The 24,112-nt window shown below is 39.1% G+C and carries 26 protein-coding genes; 8 read left to right on the top strand and 18 right to left on the bottom strand.

What is annotated here, in order from left to right; translation table 11 throughout:
- Positions 1 to 131 precede the first annotated feature (131 nt).
- From Q8Q95_02020 to Q8Q95_02045, 6 genes are all read right to left on the bottom strand, one after another.
- Positions 132 to 1,205: a nucleoside monophosphate kinase gene (locus Q8Q95_02020; protein ID MDP3764375.1), complete on the bottom strand. Its 1,074-nt coding sequence runs from the start codon at positions 1,203 to 1,205 to the stop codon at positions 132 to 134.
- Positions 1,206 to 1,541: 336 nt separating this feature from the next.
- Positions 1,542 to 1,979, bottom strand: coding sequence for a hypothetical protein (locus Q8Q95_02025; protein ID MDP3764376.1), 438 nt, complete (start codon positions 1,977 to 1,979; stop codon positions 1,542 to 1,544).
- A gap of 45 nt (positions 1,980 to 2,024) precedes the next feature.
- Positions 2,025 to 2,393, bottom strand: coding sequence for a hypothetical protein (locus Q8Q95_02030; protein ID MDP3764377.1), 369 nt, complete (start codon positions 2,391 to 2,393; stop codon positions 2,025 to 2,027).
- A gap of 1 nt (position 2,394) precedes the next feature.
- Positions 2,395 to 2,745: a hypothetical protein gene (locus Q8Q95_02035; GenBank protein MDP3764378.1), complete on the bottom strand. Its 351-nt coding sequence runs from the start codon at positions 2,743 to 2,745 to the stop codon at positions 2,395 to 2,397.
- A 95-nt stretch (positions 2,746 to 2,840) separates the two neighbouring features.
- On the bottom strand, positions 2,841 to 3,689 hold the full coding sequence (locus tag Q8Q95_02040; GenBank protein MDP3764379.1) for an MBL fold metallo-hydrolase: 849 nt from the start codon (positions 3,687 to 3,689) through the stop codon (positions 2,841 to 2,843).
- A complete protein-coding gene (locus tag Q8Q95_02045; protein ID MDP3764380.1) occupies positions 3,673 to 4,824 on the bottom strand; it encodes a ComEC/Rec2 family competence protein in 1,152 nt (383 codons plus the stop codon). The genes Q8Q95_02040 and Q8Q95_02045 overlap by 17 nt, the downstream gene beginning before the upstream one ends.
- Before the next feature lie 202 nt (positions 4,825 to 5,026).
- On the opposite strand from Q8Q95_02045, the gene Q8Q95_02050 reads away from it, so the two are divergent.
- Positions 5,027 to 5,581 (top strand): elongation factor P, encoded by a 555-nt coding sequence (locus Q8Q95_02050; GenBank protein ID MDP3764381.1) that lies wholly within the window; start codon positions 5,027 to 5,029, stop codon positions 5,579 to 5,581.
- Between the two features lie 466 nt (positions 5,582 to 6,047).
- Here Q8Q95_02050 and Q8Q95_02055 read toward each other — a convergent pair whose 3' ends face one another.
- Both Q8Q95_02055 and Q8Q95_02060 read right to left on the bottom strand, forming a co-directional pair.
- Complete coding sequence (locus Q8Q95_02055; GenBank protein MDP3764382.1) at positions 6,048 to 6,575, bottom strand: cob(I)yrinic acid a,c-diamide adenosyltransferase; 528 nt, start codon at positions 6,573 to 6,575, stop codon at positions 6,048 to 6,050.
- A gap of 224 nt (positions 6,576 to 6,799) precedes the next feature.
- Positions 6,800 to 9,652: a vitamin B12-dependent ribonucleotide reductase gene (locus Q8Q95_02060; GenBank protein ID MDP3764383.1), complete on the bottom strand. Its 2,853-nt coding sequence runs from the start codon at positions 9,650 to 9,652 to the stop codon at positions 6,800 to 6,802.
- A gap of 326 nt (positions 9,653 to 9,978) precedes the next feature.
- On the opposite strand from Q8Q95_02060, the gene Q8Q95_02065 reads away from it, so the two are divergent.
- Both Q8Q95_02065 and Q8Q95_02070 read left to right on the top strand, forming a co-directional pair.
- Entirely contained in the window at positions 9,979 to 10,209 is a 231-nt protein-coding gene (locus Q8Q95_02065; protein ID MDP3764384.1) for a hypothetical protein, read from the top strand.
- Positions 10,210 to 10,279: 70 nt separating this feature from the next.
- A complete protein-coding gene (locus Q8Q95_02070; GenBank protein MDP3764385.1) occupies positions 10,280 to 10,495 on the top strand; it encodes a hypothetical protein in 216 nt (71 codons plus the stop codon).
- 184 nt (positions 10,496 to 10,679) lie between these two features.
- Here the strand turns inward: Q8Q95_02070 and ftsZ are convergent, their stop codons facing one another.
- The 10 genes from ftsZ to lepB form a co-directional block, all read right to left on the bottom strand.
- On the bottom strand, positions 10,680 to 11,858 hold the full coding sequence (ftsZ, locus tag Q8Q95_02075) for a cell division protein FtsZ (protein MDP3764386.1): 1,179 nt from the start codon (positions 11,856 to 11,858) through the stop codon (positions 10,680 to 10,682).
- Positions 11,859 to 12,347: 489 nt separating this feature from the next.
- Positions 12,348 to 13,577 (bottom strand): cell division protein FtsA, encoded by a 1,230-nt coding sequence (gene ftsA, locus Q8Q95_02080; protein ID MDP3764387.1) that lies wholly within the window; start codon positions 13,575 to 13,577, stop codon positions 12,348 to 12,350.
- Positions 13,578 to 13,736: 159 nt separating this feature from the next.
- On the bottom strand, positions 13,737 to 14,132 hold the full coding sequence (gene ybeY, locus Q8Q95_02085; GenBank protein MDP3764388.1) for an rRNA maturation RNase YbeY: 396 nt from the start codon (positions 14,130 to 14,132) through the stop codon (positions 13,737 to 13,739).
- An 8-nt stretch (positions 14,133 to 14,140) separates the two neighbouring features.
- The gene (locus Q8Q95_02090) at positions 14,141 to 14,593 is read right to left on the bottom strand and encodes a GatB/YqeY domain-containing protein (protein MDP3764389.1); all 453 of its coding nucleotides are present in this window, start codon (positions 14,591 to 14,593) and stop codon (positions 14,141 to 14,143) included.
- On the bottom strand, positions 14,590 to 14,862 hold the full coding sequence (locus tag Q8Q95_02095) for a type II toxin-antitoxin system mRNA interferase toxin, RelE/StbE family (protein ID MDP3764390.1): 273 nt from the start codon (positions 14,860 to 14,862) through the stop codon (positions 14,590 to 14,592). The genes Q8Q95_02090 and Q8Q95_02095 overlap by 4 nt, the downstream gene beginning before the upstream one ends.
- A complete protein-coding gene (locus tag Q8Q95_02100) occupies positions 14,837 to 15,085 on the bottom strand; it encodes a hypothetical protein (GenBank protein ID MDP3764391.1) in 249 nt (82 codons plus the stop codon). The genes Q8Q95_02095 and Q8Q95_02100 overlap by 26 nt, the downstream gene beginning before the upstream one ends.
- A gap of 137 nt (positions 15,086 to 15,222) precedes the next feature.
- Complete coding sequence (locus tag Q8Q95_02105; GenBank protein ID MDP3764392.1) at positions 15,223 to 15,480, bottom strand: hypothetical protein; 258 nt, start codon at positions 15,478 to 15,480, stop codon at positions 15,223 to 15,225.
- Positions 15,481 to 15,579: 99 nt separating this feature from the next.
- Complete coding sequence (locus Q8Q95_02110) at positions 15,580 to 15,912, bottom strand: HIT domain-containing protein (GenBank protein ID MDP3764393.1); 333 nt, start codon at positions 15,910 to 15,912, stop codon at positions 15,580 to 15,582.
- Between the two features lie 556 nt (positions 15,913 to 16,468).
- Positions 16,469 to 17,746, bottom strand: coding sequence for a histidine--tRNA ligase (gene hisS, locus Q8Q95_02115; GenBank protein ID MDP3764394.1), 1,278 nt, complete (start codon positions 17,744 to 17,746; stop codon positions 16,469 to 16,471).
- Between the two features lie 95 nt (positions 17,747 to 17,841).
- Complete coding sequence (gene lepB / locus Q8Q95_02120; GenBank protein ID MDP3764395.1) at positions 17,842 to 18,465, bottom strand: signal peptidase I; 624 nt, start codon at positions 18,463 to 18,465, stop codon at positions 17,842 to 17,844.
- Between the two features lie 100 nt (positions 18,466 to 18,565).
- On the opposite strand from lepB, the gene Q8Q95_02125 reads away from it, so the two are divergent.
- The 5 genes from Q8Q95_02125 (at position 18,566) to Q8Q95_02145 (ending at position 24,067) form a co-directional block, all read left to right on the top strand.
- Positions 18,566 to 19,579: an LCP family protein gene (locus tag Q8Q95_02125; protein MDP3764396.1), complete on the top strand. Its 1,014-nt coding sequence runs from the start codon at positions 18,566 to 18,568 to the stop codon at positions 19,577 to 19,579.
- Positions 19,580 to 19,687: 108 nt separating this feature from the next.
- The gene (gene pth / locus Q8Q95_02130; protein ID MDP3764397.1) at positions 19,688 to 20,263 is read left to right on the top strand and encodes an aminoacyl-tRNA hydrolase; all 576 of its coding nucleotides are present in this window, start codon (positions 19,688 to 19,690) and stop codon (positions 20,261 to 20,263) included.
- Between the two features lie 347 nt (positions 20,264 to 20,610).
- Positions 20,611 to 22,128 (top strand): efflux RND transporter periplasmic adaptor subunit, encoded by a 1,518-nt coding sequence (locus Q8Q95_02135; protein MDP3764398.1) that lies wholly within the window; start codon positions 20,611 to 20,613, stop codon positions 22,126 to 22,128.
- Complete coding sequence (locus Q8Q95_02140; protein MDP3764399.1) at positions 22,129 to 22,836, top strand: ABC transporter ATP-binding protein; 708 nt, start codon at positions 22,129 to 22,131, stop codon at positions 22,834 to 22,836.
- Positions 22,823 to 24,067, top strand: coding sequence for an ABC transporter permease (locus tag Q8Q95_02145; protein ID MDP3764400.1), 1,245 nt, complete (start codon positions 22,823 to 22,825; stop codon positions 24,065 to 24,067). The genes Q8Q95_02140 and Q8Q95_02145 overlap by 14 nt, the downstream gene beginning before the upstream one ends.
- The last annotated feature ends 45 nt before the right edge of the window (positions 24,068 to 24,112 follow it).

Raw genomic sequence — 24,112 nt, forward strand, 5'->3', positions numbered from 1 at the left:
GCTGATTCGTTCGGGCGTTGATCGTTGCGGAAACCCACCTATTAATTAGGCTGAACACACTTTTAAAATCCCGACCAAGTTCATTAAAAAACCCGAGATTTTATTCTCGGATTTTTTAATTTATCCCAACTTTATAAACCTAAAACTTTTGACACCTGTTTTATAAGCCCCACCGCCACAGTTGCTGGCAATAAACTGTAAGATTTTTCTCCAGCATCATCTTTAATTGTCCACGTTTCTTGGATTGTCTTTACTTTATTTGAAGATTTATCCAGTTCGTAACGATAACATGGTGTAATTTCATAATCATCTACAAACTTTTTAGCTGAATCAACTGGCACAGAATTTCGTAAATAAATTTTAGTAATGCCATTTAATCCCACCAGAGTTTTCATAACTTTATCGTCAACTTCTATTCGGTCTCTAATTGCTTCAATGCCTAAACTATCACCCTCCTTAGGCACCATTCTGCCTCCATTACAACCGACGTCATCACAAATTAAATAAAATTGTTTTGTTTTTTCGTCATAACCAACTTCTTTTGTAGCAAGAACCCTAATATTGCGGGGCGTCTGGCACTTAGAGCAAATTACTCTAAATTTTATGCGCTCGTCCATCACAGACTCTGGAACGTTTATAAACACAAAAAAATCGGGGTCGTCGCGATAGCCCATCAAGGCTCTAAAATAAAGAGAATAGGAAATTTGATCTAAATCGCGAGGGAAACCATCTATAAAGATGGCTTTGCCTTTTAGCATACTAATTTGACGCTCTACTAAAGCCAGAATAACTTCTGTAGGCAAAAGCGATTTAGTATCGCGGCCTAAAATAATTTCCAATGCCTTTTCCACTGTAATCGGCCCTCTATAACGTCTCTTTAAAAATTCAATAAGTTCTTTCTTTTTAGTTTTATCGCCCAATTCTTTGTGAACACTGCGCACAATATCGCCTATAGAAATATGGGCAACTTTGTCGCTGCCAACCGCTTCCATAAAAAGTTTAGTATAAGTGCCTTTACCAGAATTCTTTTTGCCTAGTAAAAAACCTACGAAGGTATTCTTCTTTAAATATTTTTGTATTTTTTTAATATCTTCGCCAGCTTTTAACTTAAAATATTTTTGGCGATCGGCTGGGTCCTCTAGCTTAAAAACTTGCTTAACACCACTGACTTTTGTTTTAAAAATCGGGAAAGAAGAATTATTCATTGTTTGTTTTTATATTAACGATTTCGTAGTATATCAGATTTTAAGAAAAAACAAAGTCCCGCTAGTGAATTTCCGATATGCATTTGTTAAAATAAACCACTTGTCCACTTTTCAGGCGATCACATTAAAAGTGGATTTATTAAACTTTATTAAACACCAAGTGTTCAATAAAAAATAAAAACCCGTAGTGACCGCCTTGGGCGAGTCTACTACGGGGTGAAACCCTGCTAGCGAATTCCCGATTTTTCCGGCTTTCGTTAAAAAGCCTTTCGGAAATTCTGCTACGGGGAGCCCCCGACTTTCGCCGGGAGCTACATCAAGGTCAAACCTTGATAACTATATCTTTTTTTGACCAATCATTTCCGCAACTTCCTCAATCGGATTCTTGTGCTGGTGAACTTCCTGCGGAATCTGCTGAACCTTGTATTTCTCCTTGAGATTGCAGGCTCCTTGTTCAGTCATCCACTTCAGCCACATAGCAACGCCGTTCTCCGTCGGTTCGTTCCGATACTTCGCGTTGGAGATCAACTCGTCCAGCCGAGCGAGATTATTCGGTGTACCGGCCTCTGCGAGTTCGGGGAACCACCTCAAAAGCCAAGGTTTGCATTCGTCGTTTGCTCTTGGAAACTGGTGAGCGAACAGGTTGTCGCCGGTCATGAAGTTCAGAATGTCGTACACGCCATCGGTGTGCCGAGTGGAAACGACACGTCCCGTGATAATGCTCAATACATCACTAACATGAAACTCTCTCTCTCTTTCCTTTTTTGCCATCATGATATTTCCTCCTTTGATTGGGATTGCGGACGATTTGTCCGAGGGTTAGATCTTCCTGAAAAAAGCTCCGGAAAAAGTTGCGCCGGGAGTGCCTACTTCTGCACTATAGAGAGAACTTTCACCAACAGAACTCCCTTCAGAATCCACAACCTTGACCCACTGGTGGTGGCCTACGGAATTCCCGATATTCTTCGGGCATGGATCGTCGTGCTCTATCATTTCATCGGGCCACGGATCTTGGCCAGACTTGTAAAATTCATCTGCTCCGCATTCGCAGTGTAACGGAGGAACTGGTATGACCTCCGAAACCCGAAAAGGTCCTTCGCTATACTCTTCAATCCGCTTGCCTTCCCTCCACGCAACTGAATTCCCGACAGAAAAACTTTCCTTTTTTTCTTTTTTTGCGGTTTTCATTTTACCCCTCCTGTTTAATGAATCTTACAAGGTTGAACCCAACCAGCAGGGAAATCCAGACACTGATCACCACGCTCCAACCATACTGCCTGACCCACCACTCCCACACTGGCATAGTCATCCTTTTCACTTTAACCCCCTCCATTAGTGAGTTTAAAAACAAGTTTTTGAAGAACAAATTATGCCGAAATGATACCATATCACAATGATAAAAGTCAATAGCGAGTAAATAACCCAAATAAACCCATATTTTAAGCCATATTTTCCTATGAGTTTTTAACGAGTAGCTGAAAATATGTGCCCCGTAGTGATGCAAAGCCGAGCTCGGCGAAGCATCTACTACTGGGGCCATTTTTTCACATTTTCATACGCCGTACTCCGAGCATACGATCGTATGCTCGGTGTACGTTATTTAAATTTAAAATGCTAACTAAAATGAGATCAAAATTAACGATACACCACATCACCCAATTGGTCGTTCCTAAAAACTTTAACTCCAAACTTATTTAACCTATCCAACACTAACGGCGTGGGGTGACCATACGAATTTTTACCAACTTGTATAATAGCTTCTTCGGGTTTGGTAATTTTTAATAAAGCTTCCGATGTAGAAGTTTTAGAACCATGATGCCCTATCTTTAGGACGTCTACATCTGAAACTATATTTGACTTGATTAATTCTTTTTCTAAAACTTCATCCATATCGCCTGTTAACAAAAACTTTTTGTGGCCCAAGTTTAATTCACTAACAATCATAGATTCATGTATGCCTTTAAAATTTACACCGAGAGTCTCTTTGACCGGCGCCAAAATGTGCAAAATCAGATTTTGCACATTTTTGTCCAACACCTGGTGTTGGACAAAGCTTACTGTATCGCCAGCTTGGGCTAAATATATTTTAGAACCTTCCAGTTTTAAGACTGCCAAAAAATCAGCGTAAACCTTACTTTCATAATTAGCGCCCGCCAACATAAAATTTTTAACATTATAATCTTTTAAAATAGATACTAAACCACGCAAGTGATCGGCGTGGGGGTGGGACAAAATAACAAGTTCTATGTCTTTGTCGTAAAAAGGCATATAGCGCGAAATCTTGGCCGAAACACCGGCCGACGGCCCGCCATCTATTAAAATTTGAATATCACTTGGTAAAACTATTAACTGGCTATCGCCCTGGCCCACATCTAAAAAAATAACTTGAGCTTTTTGATTTTCTTTTTCCAAAACAAACCAAAAAATTAAAACTGTAAGAAAAATTAATATGCCTAAAACAAAACTTTTAGTTAAGTGGATCATTATAGCCGTGATTTTCTAAATACTTCCAAAACAAATAAAGAAAGGGATAAAAAATTAAAATGGCTAAGCCCGATTTTCCCATATTAACACTCGCCCAAGAAAACGAAGCAAAAAATTCTACAATCTTTATATTTACTTTTAAAATAAGCCAAACCGGCCATAAAAATATTTGCGCTAAATAGCTAGACCAAAAAACTGTTACAAATCCTAAACCTAAAAACATTATAGGGTTAAGCAGGGGCACCACAAAAATATTGGCTATGGGGCTTATAACCGAAAGTGTACCAAAGTTATATAAAATAATAGGCCAAGTGGTTGTTTGCGCTGCCATAGAAAGCACAACAAGTTCGCGCGCTGGTTTTGTGGGGACCCAAAATAAAACCCTTGCCCAAAAATTTTTAAAATAAATTATGCCAATAACCGCCAAAAAAGAAAGCTGAAACCCAATACTAAAAACTAAAAGCTTGGGGTTTAACGCCACCATAAAAAATGCGGCCAACATTATGGGCCGCCAAGCCTGCACCAACCTGCCCTTATTTTTGGCCCAAAGTAAAAGTATACCCATAATACCCGCCCGCACTGCCGAAGCTGGCGCACCCACTAAAAATATAAACATAATTACGGCAATAACTGCCACATAAAAAGCTTGCTTGCGCCACAAACCTAACCAAAGCCCAAAACTCATTAGCATTAAGGCAATTATAGAAATATTCATTCCGGAAATCGCTAAAACATGCCGCGTACCGGTTATGTTAAAGTCTTCTTTAATTTTTTGAGCCACATCTTTTTCGTAGCCAAAAACCATAGCGTTAAAAAGTGAGGCTTCGTTTTGGGGCAAAATAGATTTGGTGCGTTTGACTAAATATTCACGCGAGGTGTGCCAAAAAGTTTTTTCTTCTTTGGAAAAATCCTCATGGTAAGTCCCTGCCCGAAAAAAACCCAGAGCGCAAGAAAGTAAAAGAATGAAAAATAAAAACGATCTACCGGACCCGCCCCAAATTTCAAAAATAGAAAAAATTACAGCTATTAAAATTAAAATAAAAAAGAGCCAAAAAGAAAAACCGACAATTGATTGAAATAGCACGCCCATTAAAAACCCAAAACACATTCCAATTAATGCCCTTGATGATTTCATTACTTTAAAGTATACTCGCAAAAGCTATATCAAGTTAAATTTCTAAATCCCAATTTCTAATTTCTAAACAAATCTCAATGTCTAAATTCCAAACTGTTTAATTGTTGCTTATAATTTAGAATTTGTTTAGGATTTAGTGCTTAGGATTTGATTGGTTATTAGTAATTAGAAATTAGTCATTTTTTACCAAAATATGCTATCAATGAATGATCTAAGGCCCGGTGTTTTGATAGATTTGGAGGGCGAACCCTACCAAGTTTTGGAGTCTAACTTTAATAAAGTAGCTCAACGTAGGCCAGTTATGCAAACCAAAATCCGTAATGTAATTACGGGCAAGGTTCGCGCCGAAACTTTCCAACAGTCCGACAGTATCAAAGAAGCCGAAATTGAGCGCTTAAAATCTAAATTTACTTACCGCACCAAAAATGAATTCTTTTTTCAAACCGAGGACGCAGGAAAAATGGGATTCACCGAAGAAATTTTAGGCGACAAAATAAATTACTTAAAAAAAGATACGCCGGTGGATATTTTTGTATTTAAAGGTAAGCCAATTTCTTTGGAACTACCCATTAAAGTTATTTTAGAAGTTAAAGATGCTCCGCCAGCCACCCGAGGCGACACGGTGCAAGGCGCGCTAAAAGACGCCGTTTTAGAAACCGGCGCCGAAATAAAAGTTCCGTTGTTTATTGAAGCTGGAGAAAAAATAGAGGTAGATACTAGAACCGGCACTTACGTTCGTCGAGCCCAAGAAGCGTAGCACAAAAATTTATATAAAATATGCGAAGTCCGCCGTAGCATTGCTAAGGGCGGACTTTTGAATATCGATCAAGAGTTAAAACTTTATATTGTATATAAGTTTATAAAGAGATGCGGAGGCGGAAAAACTAAAAACCATTTTTTGAAGCCATAGCCAAAGCAATTAAAAGAGAAAGCACTAACCCCACCATAAAGCCAATTAATAAGCCAGTAAGCATTTTATTGTTTTCCAGAAAAAAACTTTGTAATTTCCTCCCAATTTGCAGACGAAATTACGGCGATTGTTCCGCCTAGAAAAAGACCTGCCAAAAAACCAATTATTAGACCTATAACCATAACATCTTAAATAAATACTAAACCCTAAGCACTAAATCCTAAACAAATTCTAAATCACAAGTGAAAATTATAAAATTTGGGATTTAGACGTTGGGATTTGTTTAGAAATTAGAATTTAGAGCTTATAATTTTTAGTATTCCATACCTTTTCGAGCTGAAACCCCCTTATTAAAAGGATGTTTTATTTCTTTAACTTCCGAAACCAAGTCTGCTAAATCTATAAGCTTAGCGTGAGCATCGCGCCCTGTAACCATAATATTAACAATTCCACGGTATTTTTTCAAAAAAGAAAACACCGGGCTTATTTTTAGCAAGCTTAATTTTATAGCTACGTTAATTTCGTCTAAAACCACCAACTGATATTTTTTAGATTCTATAGCTTTTTTGGCTATAGCCCAAGTTTCTTCGGCAGCCTTAATGTGTACCGAGCGCGGATAAGGGTCGCCTAAAATTCCAACAAAACCTTTTCCGCCTTTTATAATCTGGAAAGTAGAAGGTGGAATATTGAAGGTGGTTGATAATTTATCTTCTCCAGAAACCCAAGGTCCTTTTATAAACTGATACATTATGGCTCGGCCACCCTCGCCCACCACACGCAAAGCCTGTCCGAGAGCGCTAGTAGTCTTACCCTTACCGTTTCCTGTTACAACAATTAGCATGCCAAATTTATCTAAGAGCGAAGCGATTAGTTATTAAATTTGAGCACCCAGCTACCTTTTTACCTTAAAAAGGTAGCTGGGTAAGGTTTTGTTACCACTCGGTAACCCGAGCGGTGTTTTTATTCGCTAGTTTTGATTTTTGCTTGCCCCTCGTAGCTTTACCTTGTCCTTCCGAAGCCTTGCGCGAAGGAGGAGCGAAGTGGGGAGATTTTATTTTTGATTTTCTAAGAGCACCCCCCATTGGCCTCCCCGCACTGCCGGCAGGTTAAACAAGTGCCCGTGCGAATCATCATGCCGCCACAAAGCTTGCAAACTGTACCGGCATAAATTACACCAACCGATTTTTTTACGGCTATAGGTTCGCTTGCTAGTTTTGCTTGCCCCGAGCCATGTCGAGGGACCTCCACCACCACCGTTTCTTTACTAGCTAAACTTTCCATAATTAAACTGTTCCCTTCTGTGGGTGTTCCGATTTTCGGTAAATGAGTTTCTATTCTATTGGTCGAATCCAAACCAAATTCAGCTAAATCATCGGCCGGTAAAAATCTCAAAGCCAAATATTTAAAAATATAATCGGTGATGGAACTAGCTACTGGAATATTTTGGTTTTCGGTAAAACCCATCGGTTCGTAACGCCCGTGTATAAACTGATGACACAATTTTTTTAAGGGCACGCCGTGTTGCAAGGCCATAGAAACAGAAATGGCAAATGTATCTAATAAACCGGCCAAGGTTGAACCTTGCTTGGCAATACGAATAAATATTTCGGCTAAAGTACTGTCATCGTAAATACTGTGCGTTAAAAAACCTTGATGCCCCGCGATAGTAAATTTATGCGTTTCCGAACTGCGAATGGATGGCAGCTTCCGCTGTTGGGGCGCAATATTTAAAGTTAATTGGGCTTTGGTTTCTCCGCCAGCTGGCAGACTTTTTGTTTTTTTGGTAGATAAAGGTTGCGCGGCTTTGCAACCATCGCGATACACTGCAAAAGCTTTTAAGCCCAGTTTCCAACCCATCATATAGGCGTCTTGAATTTCTTCTACGGTAGTTTCTTCAGACATATTGAAAGTTTTAGAAATTGCGCCAGAAATAAATGGCTGAACCGCCGCTACCATTTTAACGTGACCCTGCCAATGGATGGATCTGGTACCGGCTTGTGGCCTAACCGCGCAATCAAAAATAGCTAAATGTTCTTCTTTAAAACTTGGCGCGCCTTCCACCACGCCCCTATCTTCTATATATTTCATTATTTCTTTACTTTGATTTAAAGAATAGCCAAGTTTTTTTAAGGCGAAAGGAATGGTATCGGCCACAAATTTCATATAACCGCCGCCCACCAGCTGTTTATAAACCAAAGGCGCAAACAGAGGCTCCACACCCGTGCAAGCGCAATCCATCATTAAAGCAATCGTGCCGGTGGGCGCAATAACTGTAACTTGAGAATTTCTAACGCCGTATTTTTTGGCTAAATTGTAGGCCTCAACCCAAGTCTCGCCCGCAGATTTTAAAAGTTTTTTATCATCAAGCGCTTTTACACTTATTTCTTTTACTTTATCGCGATGCATACCGATAACTTTTAACTGCGGTTCTTTGTTTACCTCATAGCCATTATGCGCGCCTATTTTTGAAGCTATAACCGCAGATAGCTTGTAAGCTTCACCGCTCATAAGCGCGGTGATGGCACCCGCCCAAGCGCGAGCCGCATCGGAATCGTAAGCCAAAGCTTTAGCCATTAAGAGTCCGCCCAAGTTTGTAAAACCTAAACCCAACTCTCTAAAATCGTGGGCGACTTGTTCAATTTTAGGTGTGGGATACGAAGAATGCCCCACAATAATTTCTTGAGCCAAAATCATAATATCCACCGCCTGAACAAAATCCTTCACTTTAAACATTCCATCTTTATCCAAAAAATGAATTAAATTTATAGACGACAAATTACAGGCCGAATTATCTAGGTGCATATACTCACTGCAAGGATTGCAGCCATTGATCGGCCCCGTGTTAGAAGATGTATGCCACCTGTCTATGGTGGTTTTGTAATGCACACCGGGATCGGCACATTCCCAAGCGGCTTGCGATATTTCATGCATAAGTTCGCGGGCTTGGTAGGTATCGGCCACTTTTCCTGTTTTAATAAATTTAGTCTGCCATTCTTTATCTTCCTCTACTGCTTTTAAAAATTCGTCAGAAAGCCGAACAGAGTTGTTAGCATTTTGATATTGAATAGACGCCCAAGCTGGCTCGTTTAAGTTCTGCATATTATAACCGGTAGTAATAAACGCCCGAACTTTTTTTTCTTCCTCGGCTTTACAACGGATAAATTCCATTACATCGGGGTGATCTATATTTAACAAAACCATTTTGGCGGCGCGCCTGGTAGCTCCGCCCGATTTAATCATACCAGCCACCGAATCTGCTCCGCGCATAAACGAAACCGGTCCCGAAGAAAAACCGCCATGAGACAATGGTTCTCGGGAAGATCTTAATGCTGATAAATTTATGCCCGCCCCCGATCCGCCTTTAAAAATTCTGGCTTCGGTGGAAATCCAATCCATAATGGATTCCATATTGTCATCTACGCTTAAAATAAAGCAGGCCGAACATTGCGGTTTTTCTTTTATGCCGACGTTAAACCAAACTGGGCTATTAAAAGCCGCTTTTTGGTAAACCAATAAATGAGTTAATTCATTTTCAAAAGTTTTAGCTTCGTTTTTGGTATTAAAATAGCCGGACTTTTCTCCCCATGCGGTAATATTTTTTACCACGCGGTTTATCATTTGCTTAACCGAAGTTTCACGTTTGTCGCCCGAACCGCGAAAATATTTAGAACCAGCAATGCTAGCCGCGTTATGCGACCAAAATTTGGGAAACTCTAAATTTTTGGCATCCACCAATGTGCCCTGCGGGCCAGATATTTTTATATCCCGCTTCTCCCACTTAAATTCATCGTAGGGATGAACACTGGGTTTAGTAAAATATCGTTTAACCAAAGATATTTTGGAATCACCCTTAATACGATTAACTAGTGAATCACGTTTGACGTGATTGACGCGATTGGCCACAGCAGAATTTCTCATATTTTTTATGAGATTCGTTAGTCTGCAACCAGAAACACCTTATTAAGGATTGAACCTTGAATCAAAAAATCTCCAGACGACCAAAACAACCAGAGATTTTTAAACTCAAAGACCAATTGCAAAAAATCCGAACCGCATTTAATTACTTAATTACTAAATTACTAAATTACTTTCTTATTTTACACCTATAACTTTTAAAAGAGAAAAAACGATCTTATCCACAACGTCTAACGTTGTTTCACAGATAAAAGACCTGTTTGACAATAGATAACCATAGTTGCTTTAATTTATAGAGTTCCTTTATAAATCCTAAAAGGAGAAGGCGTATGCAAAAAAGAGATTATGTAACAAGGATTACTCTGATTCCCATTTTTGCCATAGGATTTTTTGCAGGCCTTGAAGCCTATGCCCTATGCTTTGCGCTTTGGATTATCATCAACGGCACACTAAGAACTCCCAACACTTATTTAGAGGAGGATGATTCATACCGAGAAATAAACTTTGTAGGGATGCAAACGAAAGAATCGAGTGAAGAGCTCATCACTTTATCGGTTTAACCATTTCTATCGAAATGAGACTTCAATAGATTAGTGATCTACAAAACAAACCTCTAAAAAGGAGTCTAAAATGAACAATGGCAGGAAGGACGAATGGTACTTTCTTTTCCTACTAATAGCCGCCTTTTTTGTTGGTCCGATAATATGTCCCATCGGATCATACAAGTATTACCTAGCAGTACTTATGGGAATTGCCATAGGTAGAGTAATTGAAATACTAAGTGAAGTTATAAAAGAGTTTAGAAAAAGTAGTTCCATACTCGACTTCATAAAAACTGTCTTCTAAAAAACAAACCCGCCCCGATAATATCGGGGCGGTATTTTATTTATACAATAGCACGAGAACTGCGATCGCAGTTCTCGTGCTAAATTACTTAATTACTAATTACTTCACCCCCACAAACTCGCCCCGAGATAATTGAATAGCAAGACGATGTGGGGTTCATTCGCCCACGACGCAACGTCGGGACTCACTTCATCTTCCTCCTAATAAACGCTGGCACCACAAACTCGTCGTCGTTTTCGTCTTCTTCATTCACCGAAGAAACTTGGGCCTCAAAAGCTTTGCCTGGTGGCTTGGCGGTTTTTAAAACAATATTTTCTTCGCTACTATCGTCTCTTCTGGGTACGTAAGATTCTCTAGCTTTAAGAAAAGATGAGGCATCGTTTAATAGGGATTTAGCTTCGGAAACTTCTGTATTAAAACCTGTAGCCACTACCGTAACTTTAATTTCACCTTTCTTTAGTTTATCGTCTAGCACCGCGCCAAAAATTACTTTAGCGTCGCGGTCTATGGATTCAGTAATAATTTGAGCGGCTTCGTTGACTTCGCTCATACTTAAATCAGCCCCACCAGAAATATTAAACAACACACCCTTAGCCCCATTTATAGAAACCTCTAACAAGGGCGAGTTAATAGCCGCCCTCGCCGCTTCTTGAGCCCTGTCATCACCCGTAGCGCGACCTATGCCCATTAAAGCCGAGCCCGCATCTTTCATAATAGCTTTAACATCCGCAAAGTCCACGTTAACAATACCAGGCATGGTAATTAAATCGGAGATGCCCTGGACCGCTTGGCGCAAAACATCATCTACAATTTCGAACGAACTTACCAGCGAAGTTTTTCTATCGATAATCGTAAGCAACCTATCGTTAGGAATAACAATTATCGTATCCACTCTTTCTTTTAATTCTTCTATGCCAGTTTCGGCGATGCGATTTCTTTGCAAACCCTCAAAAGAAAATGGTCTGGTAATAACAGCCACAGTTAAAGCGCCCGATTCCTTGGCGGCTTCCGCCACTATGGGCGCCGCACCTGTGCCGGTACCGCCACCCATACCGCAAGTTATAAAAACCATATCGGAACCGCGAATGGCCTCTTCTATATCTTCTCGGCTTTCTTCGGCAGCTTGCCGGCCAATATCAGGGTTCATACCCGCGCCCAAACCGCGCGTGGTATTTTTGCCAATATGAATTTTGCGAGGCGCCAAACAATGATGCAAAGCTTGAGCATCGGTATTAACCGCCACAAAATCCACGCCTTGAATACGGCTCGCCATCATGCGGTGTATAGCCGAACCGCCCGAACCGCCCACGCCCACCACTCTTATTCGGGCAAATGTTTCTACATCGGGTTTAACTTGAGGCATACCTTGAAAATTTCTAAATTCTAAGCTCTAATTTCTAAAAACCAACAACTAATAACTAAAAACTGTTTTATGGATTATAGCGCCCTTTCATAAAAGAGCAATAGCCAAAATAAAAAGAGGGTTACCATTTGGCAACCCTCAAAAATTCTTTTCACGAAGTCGGACATCGTGGATGTTGTAGTCGAAAATGGCAGTATAACAGTACCCTAATGGTAAAACCTATAAACAACAACACTCCACAACCAATCAAGGAGATATTTATCCATCTCACATCATCAAACCCTAGACCCAATATCACAAAAGAAAACCCGAAAGCGAGATTACAAAGTGGCGTAGCTACTCCTCCGCCGTCCGTGATAGACCACCACAGAAATTTTTTCACGATACACCTTCCTTTTTTAAGTTAAAGAACTGAAACTTTTAATGGCGCTGGCAAATTTGGGATACACACGACATCAACAAGCTTGCTGTGACGATAACACGAACATCTTACGGAATCAACTCCGAAAACCAGTCTTTTATTTTTGGCCATAAACCGCTACCCGGCAAAGATTCCATTGTTCTTGGTTTATCTTTTTTAACCAGCTCATTATCATTCTCGTAAAGAAGAATTCCCACCAGCGTAGCAGTCTCCGGGCTAAAAAGTTCGCTGAAATCAGTTTTAATTTCGCGAGCGCGTCCAATTTCAATATTTAATTTTAATTTTTTGCGGGCAAGCTCCATCAAGCCATCCATTTTTACGCCACCGCCCGTCAGCACCACGCCCGCCGGCAAATTGGGTTTACCCGATTTTTTAATTTCATCGTTAACCATTTCAAAAATTTCGCTGGTACGTGCTTCAACTATTCTAGCCAACTCCCATTTTGGTATAACCGCATCGTTGTTCGTCCAATCAGCTAATATAATTTGTTCCCTTCTAGAAACATTGCTAGAAATACAGCAAGCATGTTCCAATTTTATTCTTTCGGAAACTTCGTACGCCACCTTAAGCCCTACCGCTACATCGTTAGTTATATTACCCGAGCCCACCGGCACCACACCGGCATGTTTTAATTCCGATTCCTCCCAAATAGAAACCCCGGTTGTGCCAACGCCAACATCAACTACCGCCACGCCTAGTTCGCGTTGTTTTTTAGTAAGTACCGCCCGGCTAACAGCCAAAGGAGCATAAATAAGATTTTCTAATTCTAACCCTGCATCGTGTATAGCTTTTCTGACCAATCTTAAAACAGGCGTAGAACCTAAAACCAAAATAGAATCAACTTCCAGCCTAATGCCTTTCATGCCCGTAGGATCCTTGGCCTTATCTAGGCCATCTACAGTGTACGAAATAGGAATAGTGTGAACTATTTCCCTATTAGGTGGCAAGGGTACGGCTCTGGCTGAATCTAAAACCCTGTTAATATCGTCTAGAGAAATTTCACCATCGGCCCTAGAAACAGCAACCGAACCATGAGAACTAATTAACTTAAAATGAGGACCGCTTAGACCCACCGACAAGCGAGTTATTTTTACATTACCGCTTTTAGAGGCCACTGCTACAGCTTCTTTAATTGATTCTACCGCTTCTTTTATATCTATTATCTGCCCCCGCCTTATGCCCCTCGCTAAACTTTCTCCACAACCAATAACTTTTAAATCTTCACCAACTAAAAGAATGCCCACCCTAATTTTGTGTGAACCCAAATCCAAAGCGGTGATGATGTGTTCTCGTGCCAAAGTAGTTTAAAAAATTATCGATTATCAATTTACAACTATCAAATACTAAGCCTAAGAAAACATCGTCCCGAACAGCATTATGGAGAAGACTATTTATATAATAAAGAGGCTCCATATCGTCTGTGAGGGATGATGTTTTCTTGAGAAATAGTTTGAAAACTAGATAAGCTTAACTCCTAACTTTTTCAAAACTGCTTTTTCTAATTCTTCCATTTCCAACTCATCTTTTCGAGCTTCATGATTGTATCCAGCTAAATGCAATATACCATGAACGATAAGTCGCGTCATCCATTTTTTTTGTGTAAAACCATACCTTTTTGCCTCCTCCGACACCACAGCTGGGCAAATAACAACATCACCAGTTTCGAAACTTAAAACATTGGTCGGTTTATTTTTACCGCGATATTTTTTATTAAGTTCTGCCATTTTCTTTTTAGAAACAAAAACAAGGCCGTAATCTGCTACGGTCTTATTTTTTGGTAAACAGGAATTTACCGATTTCAATATTTTATTTTTCTCTATACCAGCATAAGAAAATTTAACATTGCGCTCCATTTTTGTTTCTATTCCAACATTGGTTCAAGTATATTTTTGACTCTATTACCATCAGCCCGGCCAGCGAGTTCTTTAACGGCTAAACCCATTATTCTGCCAAAATCTTTTTTAGATTTTGAACCGGCTTCGACCATAGCTTTTTCAATGGCTTTTTTAACATCTTCGTCGCTAGCTTCTGGCGGTAAGAATTTTTTTAAAATTTCGGCTTCAGCTTCTTCGCTAGCCGCCCTCTCTTTTTCGCCAGCCGATTTAAAAACTGCAGTAGCCTCTAGCCTCTTTTTAAGTTCTGATCTAATAACTTCTTGAGTTTCCGTTTCGGTTAAACCCTCTTCTTTCTTTTTCTTTTCTATTTCTTTGTTTTGAATAGCCGATTTAAGCATACCCAAAACCGAGCGCTTAAAACTATCGCCCGCCTTTAAAGCTTCTTTGAGATCAAAATTTATTTGTTCTTTTAAATTCATTGATAAATATCGTGCGTGCCAACTTCTAAAAACAAAACAGTGCTGTCGTTAAGAAAAATAAATTTGATTCTGTATTTATGCGTAATGGAAAAAGACCAGCTGTTTTTATCTTTACCGTGAAGCTTATGAGTATTCAACCGCGAATCAAAAGGGTTTGCCTTAAATATATTTTCCTTTTCTTGAGCTTGATCAACTAAATGTTTGGGCAAACGGCCTAGCTGTCTTAAAAAACGCTTGGAATAATTAACGCTTACCTCTTTTCCGAGCATGAATTTTAAGAGCTTCCTTTAAAGAAGGCGCTGTTATTGTTTTACCCTCGTGATACTCTTTCAATCCATCTTCCACTAATTTATCCAGCCTTAGCGCTTGTTTGCCTTTCAAATAATAAACCGTCGCTGATTTTTCTAGCAGTTTATGATATTCCTTAAGAGTCATCACTACCTTATCACCTTCTATTTTTATTTTATTTTTACTAATGGTAACGCTAGACATATCTGACATTATAAACATAAACACCAAAAACTCAAGCGTGACAATAAGATGGCCATCCTGAATAAAAATAGCACGAGAATACGATCGTATTCTCGTGCTAAACAAAATCCTCCAAGCGACAAACTCGCGGAGGATTTTTATCTTTTCTGCTTTATTTTTGACAAATCCATCTTCTCTCCTGGTTCAATTTCGCCCAGCTTACTAAGTTCAGCTCGCAGGCCACGCAGTCTTTCACGGCGCAAAGCGCTATTTTTCTTTTTTAGTTTGCTTTTTTGGCGAATGCGAAACCTATTCTGGCGCGCCTTAAGCAAAACGCCACTTTGCCTCACTTTTTTGGTGAAGCGTCGCAATAAATTTGGAGTTGATTCTTTATCTTTTTTTCTTAGTTCAATCATAAATATACTAATTTACAAATGTATACGAATTATACTAATGACTTCACGAATATTTGTAACCTATTCGTATCATTCGCATAGATTCGTATATTGGTATAATTAAGGTAGTTCTACCTTTCCACCTGCCAACAAATGCAAGTGCAAGTGATCTATAACCTGCCCGCCATCTCGACCTACATTAAAAACCAATTTATAGCCTAAAATATTCTTATCTTTAGCCACTTCGGCCGCCTTTTTAACTAAACCCATCACCACAGGCCACTCTTCCCGACCAACCGCCGAAACCGAATGGATATGCTTTTTAGGCACAATCAGCCAATGTGTCTCGGCTTTGGGCTGAATATCTTCAAAAACGACAATCTCATCATCTTCAGCTACGATGTCCGATGATACCTCATGTCGGCAAATTTTGCAAAAGATGCAGTCATTCATGGTTTATGGTCGATAGTTATCAGTTTTAGTTATTTAGTTTCTGGTTTTAGTTCTGTAAAACTTTAACTAAGAACTAATAAACTGCAACCAGTAACTAATAACTATAAACTAGCTTGTTTGCTACCATTAGATAGTAGAATAAAAAATGGTAACGGTCAAAAAAGAATGATGCCTAAACGGAGCTATTGGTAACCCTTCAACTCGCAGACTTGTTCAGGGTATTTGTTCAACACTAAGTGTTGAACAAATAAAAAGATCGGAGTTTTATGGCGCCGACCGGCTAAGATACTTCACGGCAATATATGGATCCGAAGCATGGAAGGAAGCTACGAGCATTTGATGAGGAGAGTGATAAGCCCCGCAAAAACTACCACCACTATCAGAAGGTAATATGCACCATATAATCAGCTTTTAAGCCGTTTTTTGGCCCCGGCGAGGAGTTTAGTAAACAAGGTCTTGTATAAAATAAGGATATTGCTAACATAAAGCTACTAGGCCTTAGGGCTCCGAGATCCCGCTCTATTTATGGAGTGGGATTGAGTTTTATGCGAGAAGATTAACCCTTCAATCTCCTTTTAACTTCCCCCATCAACTTAGCCAAGGGCACGGTTTCTTGAACGCCCGAAGTCATATCGCGGATAATAATTTCGTTGTCTAACGCTTCTTTCTGGCCCAAAATTAAAGTTAGTTTAACGCCCAGCTTATCGGCATTTTTCATTTGCGATTTTATAGAATGCTTGCTTATAGACTCCGCCATTAAAACACCCTCTTTTCTAAATTCTTCTAAAATCTTAAGGCTTTTCTTTTTAGCTAGATCCCCCAGTTGAACCAAAAACAATCTATACTGTGGCCAAGAAGGAATTCTGGCTTTAGCTTCTTTCATTTCCAAAATTATTCTTTCCATACCCGCCGCAAAGCCGATAGCTGGAACATTTTTTCCACCCAGCATTTCGGCCAGTCCATCGTATCGGCCACCCGAAGCTAAAGCCGATTGCGAACCTCTTTTTTCTTCTATATAAATTTCGAAAACAGTTTTATTGTAATAATCCAAACCCCTAACTAAATGTGGATTTAAGTTATAAGGAATATCAAGTTCGTCTAAAAATTCTAACAGCTTTTTAAAGTGATTGCGGCAATCATCGCAAATAAAATCTAAAATCTGCGGGGCTTTGGCGATGATTTCTTGACAGCCCTCTTCTTTGCAATCTAAAACTCTTAAAGGATTAACCTTAGATCTTCTCTGGCAATTAGCACACATTTTTTTAAGATTATTGCGTAAAAAATCTTTAAGCGCTTGGCGATATTTAATTCGGCAGATTTTGTCGCCTAGACTATTTACTTCGCACACCATATTCTTAAGTCCAAAATCGGCGAGCAAACTCATAGCTATTTGAATCATTTGCGCGTCTATCACAGCATCTTCCGAACCAATAACTTCAAAACCTAATTGATGAAATTGTCTAAACCGGCCGGCTTGCGGGCTTTCGTGCCTAAACATCGGGCCCATATAAAAAACCTTCACCGGTTGGGGCGAAGATTCCCAGCCGTGTTCTAAATAGGCTCGCATTATTGGTGCGGTGTTTTCGGGGCGCAAAGCTAATTCGTCGCCACCCTTGGTTTTAAGCGTAAACATTTCTTTTTCCACTACATCGCTCGATACCCCTAAACTTTTTTCAAAAACGGCTTGATTTTCTAAAATTGGAGTTTCCACAAAACCAAAATCATAAAATTCGGCCATATCAAAAGTCTCACGTCTTATCTTTTCCCAATAAAGCAAATCATCGGGCAGAATATCGTGCATACCGGTTGGGGTTGAGAGTAATTGTTTCGCCATTTTTAGCTTTCTAGCTTGTTAGCTTTCTAGGATATTAGCCTTGAATTTCTTGCTCTTAACTTTCCTAATTCCTAACATCCTAAGAAGCTAATCTCCTAATATATCGGACTCTGTATCGTTCCCGCATTACTAACCGGCCAAACTCTAAACCAAGCCTTGCCTACTATCAAGTGTTTGTAAAGGGGCCCCCACCGGCGCGAATCCGAAGAAGCATCGCGGTTATCGCCCAAAACAAAATACTCGTTATCGTCCATTTTAATTTTCATATCACCCGGGGTATTTTCTTCTAAATATTTTTCGCGTAATTCCAGACCCAAAGGATTATCTCGGTTATAAATAACCACTTTGCCATCTTTAACCTCTACCGTTTCTTCCGGCATACCGACTATGCGTTTTATATAATACTGACTGGGATCTTGTGGAAATCTAAACACTATAACCTCTCCACGCTTAGGCTTATCAAAACGATAAGATAGTTCGTCTATTATTAAATAATCCTTATCGCCAAAAGAAGGATACATAGATTCGCCGCGCACAAAAAACGGCTGAATTATGAAAAAACGAATCGGCAAAATAATAAGCAAAGAAACAACCACTATTTTGATTGTCTCCCACAAAAAATCCCCTGTTTCTTTAAAAAAATTGCCCATTTGTACCAAGATAATAGCATTTTTTGTGCTAATAAGCAAAACTATCAAAAATATCGTTCCGAGCAGCATTATGGAGAAGACCATTTATACAAATAAAGAGGCTCCATATCGTCTGCGAGGAATGATGTTTTGACCACCAAGCCAATGGTATTTATGTTAAAATTTGAACATGGAAAAAGGTTTTAAAAACTACTGGTATCTAGCAGTGCTTGTTGTTTTTTTGGCTACTGCCAATATTTGGGTTTTTAATAAAATTTTTTTAGTGGCCGATGCCAGCAAATTACCCCAATTAAAATTTAATGCTTTTTCGGCAGGTTCTTTTGTTTTACAAAAAGATTCTAAAAGCCCTAGCAATTTTAGTGAAATAAGAAATATTTTGGTTCTGGGCAGATCCGGCGGTAACCATATTGCCCCCGAACTTACCGATACTATATTAATTGCGCATATAAACGGCCCGCTTAAAAAAGTAAAAATAATATCAATCCCTAGAGATCTAGCTGTAAAAAATGGTAAAGATGTTTTAAAAATTAATGGGCTCTATAAAATTGGAAGTGAAAAATCTCCTAGTTATGGACTAGATTTGATCAAAAATAAAGTTGAAGTAATAACGGGTTTAAAAATAAATTCATTTGTTTTGTTCGATCTAGATACAGTAGAAAAAGTAATAGACGAAGTTGGCGGTTTAAATGTATATGTTAAAGAAGATATTAAAGATACGCACTTTCCAAAAGATAATGGTGGCTATGAAACATTCAGTTTAAAAAAGGGCTCGCGTTATTTAGATGGCAAAACCGCACTTAAATTTGTAAGAACCCGAAACAGCGCTGGGGGCGATTTCGACCGTATGGAACATCAGCAAGCAGTTTTAAAAGCCATTAAGGGTAAAGTTCTTTCTTTAAACCCAATATGGGATTTTGCAAAATTGTGGAAAATTTTTAAAATGGTCCAAGAAAATGTAAAAACCGACCTGACTCTGGGAGATTTAAAAAATATTTGGGCCTTTAGCAAAAATTTAGATTTGGATAAAGTAGAAACTTTCAGCCTTAACCCAGAAAACGGCTTGGTGGATTCAAAAAAAATGAAATTCGGCAAACAAACAGCCTACGCGCTTACAGCTACACCTAAGCAATTCGATTATGCTAATATACAGAAAGCAATAACTAGCTTTATAAATTCTCAATGACCAATTTACAATTTACAATGAATTTTCAATGATTCAATTATCAAACCCGTTTGAAAATTGGTTAATTGGAGTTTGATTGAAAATTGGAATTTGAAAATTGAAAATTATATGAAAATAATTGTAGGCCTAGGCAATCCCGAAGAAAAACAATTAAAAACCCGTCATAATGCGGGTGAGTTTTACTTGTCTAAATTACGTAACGCTTGGAGCGAAAAAGATTTTAGCGAAGGCAAAAATGCTTTGTGGTTGGAAACAAAGGCCAATGGTAAAAAAGTATATTTGATTTTCCCCAACGAGATGATGAATAATTCGGGTATTAGTTTAAAAAAAACGCTGGCTCAATTAAAACTAAAACCCAAACCTACCGATATTTTAGTTATACACGACGATTTAGATATAGAACTCGGCCGAATAAAAATGAGTTTTGCTCGTTCCAGCGCCGGCCACAATGGAGTAAACTCTATAATTAAAAACTTAAAAACAGACAAATTCTGGCGTTTAAGAATCGGCATTGGTTTAAAAAAGAAGCCAGATGGAAAAAAGTTAATAGATTTTATTCTAAAAAAATTCTCCCCGAACGAGGAGAGAGTGCTTAATAAAAACTTTAAAGATATTTTGCCCGCTCTAGAAATATGGCTCACCAATCCTGCGCGAGCTATGAGCGAGATAAACAGCCAAAAATAAAAGCCATCGCACCGCGATGGCTTTTTGATATTCGGCAGGCGCCTAAAGGATAACTGTGAGTTTCTCATACTCCTCAAAACCCATCACACGCTCACAATCCTTGGCGATTTTTTTTAATTCATAGGCTTTTCAAACGGGTGTTTTTTGGTACTCAATTTTTTAACCCGCCTGTTTTGCCGCCTGCCTTGATTTTCTAGCATAAAAACGAACTATGTGTAGTATATCACCTTGACATTCTGTTGTCAAGAGGCTATATTGGCTTGGCAATAAATCCAGCAAGTATGAACATATATAACCGTGTAATCTCCAAAATAGGGGCACATCCTCGTCTATTCATAATATTGGGTATGGTAGCTGTATTAGTAATATTAATAGTGATATTTACTAGTGGCGGAGATAAAAATATAAGCTTTGTAGAAGTAAAAAGAGGTACAATCTCGCAAGAAGTTAATGTCACCGGAAAAACTGTGCCAAATTCCGATGTTAAGTTGGGCTTTGAAAGAAGCGGAAAAATAGCAAAGGTTAATGTTTCTGTAGGCGACAAGGTCGCGGCTAATCAAACTTTAGCCACAATAGATTCCAGCGAACTCTATGCCCAACTATTACAAGCCCAAGCCGAACTTGAATCTGAAGAAGCTAGGTACAATGAACTTAAAAAAGGCACGCGCTCCGAAGAGTTGGCTATTTATGAAACCGAACTTAATAACGCCCAAACATCTTTAAACGATGCCAAAACAAACTTGGTAGAAAAAATTAACGATACCTACACCAAAGCCGACAATGCCATCCATAACGATATAGATATTATTTTTTCTAACCCCAGAACAGCTAATCCAAAAATAAACTTTATCGTGGCCGATCCCCAGCTAAGAACCGACGTAGAAAATATGCGCCTCGCCACAGAATCTAATTTAATCGACTGGAAAAATTATAATTCTAAATTAAAAATTTCGGCCAATCTTTCCCAAGCCGTAATCAATTCGTCTTCTTATTTAAACCAAGTAAAAAACTTTTTAGATAAATTAGCTAGCGCGGTAAACAGTTCGTCTAACGAAACTTATAAAACCAATGTTTCTTTGGCGAGGTCCGAAATAAGTTCGGCCTTATCTATTTTAAACTCGGCCAATCAAAGCCTTAATTCTACCGAGTCAGCCTTCGCTTTAGCCGCAAAAAATTTAAATCTTAAAAAATCAGGCTCCACCAGCGAAGGGTTGTCCTCGGCCGAGGCTCAAGTTAAACGCGCCAATGCCAGTGTTAAATTAATACAATCTCAACTTAATAAGGCTGTTTTACGTTCCCCAATTGCCGGAACAGTAACCAAAATTGATGCCAAAAAAGGAGAAATCGCTCAAGCCGGTACGCCTTTAATAAATATAATTTCGGATTCATCGCTCGAAATAGAATCTTTTATACCAGAAGTTGATGTGGCTAAAATTTCTTTAGCTAATACAGTAAAAATAACTTTTGACGCTTTGGGCGAAGAAGGTTTCTTAGGCAAAGTAATTTATATTGACCCCGCTGAAACTGTGGTAGATGGCGTGGCTAACTTTAAAGTAAAAATTGCCTTAGAAAAAGCCGAACCTAGGTTAAAAAGTGGTCTTACGGTAAACCTAACTATACAAACGCTAACAAAAGAAAATGTTTTAATCTTGCCTCAATTTGCAGTCCTAGAAAACGATAAAGGCACTTTTGTAAAAAAATATAAAAAGGTCTTGCCCTTAAACGCTAAAGTCTCGGCCGACGATAAAAACTTAGAAGAAGTAGAAATTAAAACCGGTATTTATTCGGGCGATGGTAATGTAGAAATTATTTCCGGTTTAAACGCAGGCGATGCCGTAGCCACCATTGGACTTAAAACAAACTAGATGATTCTGGTAGAAAAAATTTGTAGAAACTATAAAGACGACGGCAGTGAAACCCAAGCCTTAAAGAATGTTTCGTTTAAAATAGATTCGGGCGAGTTTGTGGCCGTAATGGGCCCATCGGGCTCGGGCAAATCTACCCTGCTCCATATTTTAAGCTTTCTGGACCGAGCCAGCGCTGGCTCGTATTCTTTTTTTGGAAAAAAAATGGAAGATCTAAACGACACTGAACTGGCCCATATTCGCAATAAAGAAATGGGTTTTGTTTTTCAAGCTTTTAATTTACTAGGCCGAGCCTCGGTTTATCAAAATGTAGAATTGCCTTTGCTATATTCAAACGTTTTACCGAGCGAAAGAAAAAAACTTGTAGAAAAAGCAATTTACGATGTGGGCTTATCGGAAAAAATTTATGTAGAAACTGGAAAATTATCTGGCGGCCAAAAACAACGCGTGGCCATTGCTCGAGCCTTAGTTAATAACCCTAATGTTATTTTTGCCGATGAACCTACCGGCAATTTAGATTCTCATTCGGGCGAAAACATAATGCAGATTTTAAAAAAATTAAACGAAAACGGCAAAACCATAATCTTAGTTACGCATGAAACCTACACCGCCCAGTTTGCCGAAAGATTGATTCGCCTAAAAGATGGCGAAATTGAACTTGATGGTACAGTTAAAGACATTCTTTCTAAAACCTATGAAAATAAATGATTCATTAAAAACTGCCCTCGCCGGTTTAAAACACGCCAAAACTCGCGCCGTGTTAACTATGCTGGGCATTGTTATCGGCATTGCTTCTGTTATTTTATTAATGTCTATTGGCACTTCGGCCCAAAATTTAATTATTTCCCAAGTTCAAAACATAGGTTCGAATTTGCTTTTTGTTATTCCCGGCGCCACCCAAGGCTCTAAATTTTCCCCGCCGGCTTCGGCTTTTGGCATAATTATTAAAACCTTAAAAGAACGCGATTTAACATCTTTTAGGAAAGACCCTGCCATAGAAAAAGCGGCGGGCGAAGTCCACGGCCAAGCTCGGGCCATTTATAGCAACAACGATATCTCCGTAACTTATACCGGAGCCACCGGAGAATATTTTGAAATAATAAATCTTGAAGCCGAAACAGGTAGATTATTAAATTCCAGAGACGACGAAGCTATGGAAAAAAATGCGGTGGTGGGTTCTGAAGCTACCAAAAATTTATTCGGCCAAAAGGAAGCTGTAGGGAAAAGCATCAGATTAAAAAACCACTCTTTTAAAGTGGTGGGCGTTCTTAAAAAAGAAGGTGCGGGTATGTTTGGCGCCGATTTAGATAACACAATTTTTATTCCGATGTCGGTGGCTCAAAAACAGCTTCTGGGTATAGATTATTACGGTGCCGCATTTATTCAAGGCAGCGATAGCTACAGCACAGAATTTATAAAATCTCGTATAACTTCTATTTTGCGTCAAAACCACAACATAACTAATCCCGACAAAGATGATTTTGAAATCCGCACTCAAGAAGATGCTCTCGCTATTTTAGGCAATATAACTTCTATCTTAAAAATATTTTTAGCTTCCATCGCCGCTATATCTTTAATAGTAGGCGGAATTGGCATTATGAATATAATGCTGGTTTCGGTTATTGAACGCACACGTGAAATTGGTTTAAGAAAAGCGGTGGGCGCAACTAATGGCGACATAATGCAGCAATTTTTAACCGAGGCTATAATTTTAACGTCTATTGGCGGGCTCGTGGGAATTATCGGCGGCGCTGGTTTTAGTTTTTTAATTTATTTAGGAATTTCTAAATTTGCAGTTGCCGATTGGACATTCGCCTTGCCGATGTCGTCTATACTTTTAGCTCTAGGAGTTTCCACCAGTATTGGTTTAATTTTTGGCATCTACCCCGCCCGCCAGGCGTCCAAAAAGAATCCTGTCGAGGCCCTTCGGTACGAGTAAAAACTATGCCAAAAGGAAGGGCGGTCCTTCCGATGGATTTCCTAA

The sequence above is a fragment of the bacterium genome (genome assembly GCA_030697795.1).
Taxonomy (GTDB): Bacteria; Patescibacteriota; Minisyncoccia; order JACQLN01; family JACQLN01; genus JACQLN01.

Coding starts and splice junctions, on each gene's coding strand:
- Q8Q95_02030 (MDP3764377.1), bottom strand. CDS start 2,393: ATGAAAACCGCAAAAAAAGAAAAAAAGGAAAGTTTTTCTGTCGGGAAT.
- Q8Q95_02100 (MDP3764391.1), bottom strand. CDS start 15,085: ATGTCTAGCGTTACCATTAGTAAAAATAAAATAAAAATAGAAGGTGAT.
- Q8Q95_02065 (MDP3764384.1), top strand. CDS start 9,979: ATGCAAAAAAGAGATTATGTAACAAGGATTACTCTGATTCCCATTTTT.
- Q8Q95_02020 (MDP3764375.1), bottom strand. CDS start 1,205: ATGAATAATTCTTCTTTCCCGATTTTTAAAACAAAAGTCAGTGGTGTT.
- Q8Q95_02050 (MDP3764381.1), top strand. CDS start 5,027: ATGAATGATCTAAGGCCCGGTGTTTTGATAGATTTGGAGGGCGAACCC.
- Q8Q95_02045 (MDP3764380.1), bottom strand. CDS start 4,824: ATGAAATCATCAAGGGCATTAATTGGAATGTGTTTTGGGTTTTTAATG.
- ftsZ (MDP3764386.1), bottom strand. CDS start 11,858: ATGCCTCAAGTTAAACCCGATGTAGAAACATTTGCCCGAATAAGAGTG.
- pth (MDP3764397.1), top strand. CDS start 19,688: ATGAAAATAATTGTAGGCCTAGGCAATCCCGAAGAAAAACAATTAAAA.
- Q8Q95_02145 (MDP3764400.1), top strand. CDS start 22,823: ATGAAAATAAATGATTCATTAAAAACTGCCCTCGCCGGTTTAAAACAC.
- Q8Q95_02040 (MDP3764379.1), bottom strand. CDS start 3,689: ATGATCCACTTAACTAAAAGTTTTGTTTTAGGCATATTAATTTTTCTT.
- Q8Q95_02135 (MDP3764398.1), top strand. CDS start 20,611: ATGGTAGCTGTATTAGTAATATTAATAGTGATATTTACTAGTGGCGGA.
- ybeY (MDP3764388.1), bottom strand. CDS start 14,132: ATGGAGCGCAATGTTAAATTTTCTTATGCTGGTATAGAGAAAAATAAA.
- Q8Q95_02095 (MDP3764390.1), bottom strand. CDS start 14,862: ATGCTCGGAAAAGAGGTAAGCGTTAATTATTCCAAGCGTTTTTTAAGA.
- hisS (MDP3764394.1), bottom strand. CDS start 17,746: ATGGCGAAACAATTACTCTCAACCCCAACCGGTATGCACGATATTCTG.
- Q8Q95_02090 (MDP3764389.1), bottom strand. CDS start 14,593: ATGAATTTAAAAGAACAAATAAATTTTGATCTCAAAGAAGCTTTAAAG.
- Q8Q95_02105 (MDP3764392.1), bottom strand. CDS start 15,480: ATGATTGAACTAAGAAAAAAAGATAAAGAATCAACTCCAAATTTATTG.
- lepB (MDP3764395.1), bottom strand. CDS start 18,465: ATGCTGCTCGGAACGATATTTTTGATAGTTTTGCTTATTAGCACAAAA.
- Q8Q95_02060 (MDP3764383.1), bottom strand. CDS start 9,652: ATGAGAAATTCTGCTGTGGCCAATCGCGTCAATCACGTCAAACGTGAT.
- Q8Q95_02055 (MDP3764382.1), bottom strand. CDS start 6,575: ATGCTAATTGTTGTAACAGGAAACGGTAAGGGTAAGACTACTAGCGCT.
- Q8Q95_02070 (MDP3764385.1), top strand. CDS start 10,280: ATGAACAATGGCAGGAAGGACGAATGGTACTTTCTTTTCCTACTAATA.
- Q8Q95_02025 (MDP3764376.1), bottom strand. CDS start 1,979: ATGATGGCAAAAAAGGAAAGAGAGAGAGAGTTTCATGTTAGTGATGTA.
- Q8Q95_02035 (MDP3764378.1), bottom strand. CDS start 2,745: ATGGCCCCAGTAGTAGATGCTTCGCCGAGCTCGGCTTTGCATCACTAC.
- Q8Q95_02125 (MDP3764396.1), top strand. CDS start 18,566: ATGGAAAAAGGTTTTAAAAACTACTGGTATCTAGCAGTGCTTGTTGTT.
- Q8Q95_02140 (MDP3764399.1), top strand. CDS start 22,129: ATGATTCTGGTAGAAAAAATTTGTAGAAACTATAAAGACGACGGCAGT.
- Q8Q95_02110 (MDP3764393.1), bottom strand. CDS start 15,912: ATGAATGACTGCATCTTTTGCAAAATTTGCCGACATGAGGTATCATCG.